Annotated in this window: 2 protein-coding genes; both read right to left on the reverse strand. The window is 71.9% G+C overall.

Features of this window, described 5'->3' with window-relative positions; all coding sequences use genetic code 11:
* Nucleotides 1–450, reverse strand: a 450-nt coding sequence (locus tag WA805_RS31130) for an FAD-dependent oxidoreductase (protein ID WP_425244123.1), incomplete at its 3' end; no start/stop codon positions are given.
* Nucleotides 451–513: 63 nt separating this feature from the next.
* Nucleotides 514–2,058, reverse strand: a complete 1,545-nt coding sequence (locus WA805_RS31135) for an FAD-dependent monooxygenase (RefSeq protein ID WP_425244124.1) — start codon at nt 2,056–2,058, stop codon at nt 514–516.
* Nucleotides 2,059–2,372 lie beyond the last annotated feature (314 nt).

A 2,372-nucleotide genomic window follows, 5' to 3' on the forward strand; every position in this document is an offset into this window, starting at 1 on the left:
GCGCAGCGCGCCGCGCGCGCTAAGGTGCCGGTGGTGCGGGACCGGGCGCCTGGCGCCCTCCATCGCGTCATAGATGACCAGGCCGGCGCTCACGTACGGCCGCTCCACGACCTTCCGGTACAGCGGATAGAGGAACGGCACCGGCCTGACCAGGTGCGGCGCGAGCCTGGTGACGAGCAGGTCGCGTTCCCGCAGCGCCTCCCGCACCAGCTTGAAGTCGCCCTGCTCCAGGTACCGCAGGCCGCCGTGGATCAGCTTGCTCGACCGGCTCGACGTGCCGGCGGCGAGGTCACGGGACTCGACCAGACCCACCCGCAGGCCCCGGGACGCGGCGTCCAGCGCGGCCCCCGCACCGGTGATGCCGCCGCCCACCACCAGGACATCGAGCGGGCCAGCGGCCAGCTTCTGCAGCGCTGCGGACCGGTCGCGTGCGTCAAGAGCACCGGGCATGGGCGGTTTCTCCCTCCCTTTCCCCTTGTCATTCATGGTATGTGCCGGGACCGCCCAGTCCGGTTAGGCGCGCGTGACGTTGCCCACTGCCGCCGCGAGGTCGATGCCCGCCGGGTCGCCGGCCCGCCACGCGATGTGCTGATCGGGCCGCACCAGCAGGAACTCCTGCCAGGGGTAGTCCGCGGGGGCCGCGATCACGGTGAGGGGGACAGGCAGCGCACGGGCCCGTTCTGACAAATCGAGAACGGAAGCGGCGGCGGCTCCGGCCGGCGTGACCAGCGTGAACCCGGCGCCGAGCGAGTCGTACAGCGACGTGCCGTCCGGCAGCCAGCAGTGCGGCAGCCGGGCACCCGGCTCGGCCGACGGGGTGTAGCGGCCCACGTCGGCGACCGCGGCGCCGCCGCCGGGCTGCACCACCGGCGAGCCCGCATAGGAGTAGCCGAGCACCAGGCCCAGGTTGTGGAACTCCGGCGACTTCACCCGCTGGATCGCCGCGGCGTCCGCGGCCAGGTCGGCGGGCAGCGCGCGCATGTTGGCCGCCGCGCTGGCCACCGTCTCCGCCACCACGCCTCGGCGTTCCGCCTCGTAGCTGTCGAGCAGCGCGGGGGGCGCCCAGCCGCGCAGCACGAACGCGAGCTTCCACGCGATGTTCACCGCGTCGCCGATGCTGGTGTTGTACCCGTGGCCGCCGTACGGCGGGTTCACGTGCGCGCTCTCGCCGGCCAGGAAGACCCGCCGGGTAGCGAACCGGTCCGCGACGAGCACCCGTGCGGTCCACGGGTCGGAGGCGAGCAGCTCATGCTCGACCGGCGCGCCCACCAGGCCGGTGATCAGCTCGGCGGCGTGCGCGGCGCCGTAGTCCGCGGTGATGCCCGGCATGATCGCCCACCACGTGCCGTCCAGGTCGAGCCGCCCCATCAGACCCTGGGTGGCGGCGGTGAGCGTCCAGTACTGCACGGCCCGGCCGAGCGGGGTGTCGAGGCGGGGCGCGCGGAAGACGACGTTGAAGTTCGGCCGCGGATCGGATTTCCCCTCGTAACGCGCGCCGATCGCGTCGCGGGTCACGCCGCCGTAGCCGTCACAGCCGACCACGTATCCGGCGCGGACCTGGTAGGGGCGGCCGGTCTCGTCGCGGACGGTGACCGTCACGGCGTCGTCGTGCTCGGTGAGCCCGGTGACCGCGTGGCCGAGGCGCAGCCCGGCGCGGGGCTGCGTGGCGAGGTGGGCGCGGAGCACCTCCTCGACGACCGGCTGAGGGACCTGCTGGCCGGGCTCGGGAAACCGGTCGTCGCGCTGCGTGGTGAGCCCGAAGGCGCCGTCGAAGTCGGTGATCCGGTTGCCGGACAGCGATTCGCAGAACGTGACCCGCTGCGACCATTCGACTTTGAGCGGGGCCACGGCGCGCACCTTGTCCGCGAGGCCCCACCGGCGCAGCAGCTCCATCGTCCGGACGCTCGAGGTCTTGGCCCGCGGCCGCTTGTGCGACACCTCCGGCCGCGGCTCGATGACGAGGCAGCCGATGCCCCTGGCGGCTAGCTCGGTCGCGGCCGCCAGCCCGGCGGGCCCGCCGCCCGCCACGAGCACAGCGGTCGTTTCCACGTCAGTCATGGCAGACATCTTGCGCCCGGCCGCCCGGCCTGTCGACGCCAGGCCAGGCGCTTGCTGAGCCGGAGATGGGCGGCACAGGTCAAAGCCCGGAATCGCATTCATGATCACGAAAGAAAATTGTGCGTATAGGAAATTTTTCTTTCGTGATCATGGAAATCCGGCTGGCCGCCGGGTCCCGAACGCCGGACCTGGCGTCACGCCCGAATCAGGTTGCCCATCTTGCTCCTGTGTCTACCTGCGAGGATCATCTACGTGCCATCAGGGCCGCTGATACCTGGCCGCCATCGCGTGGAAGACCTTCTTCGGCTCCCAGT

This window comes from Trebonia sp. (assembly GCF_049794275.1).
Lineage (GTDB): Bacteria > Actinomycetota > Actinomycetes > Streptosporangiales > Streptosporangiaceae > Trebonia.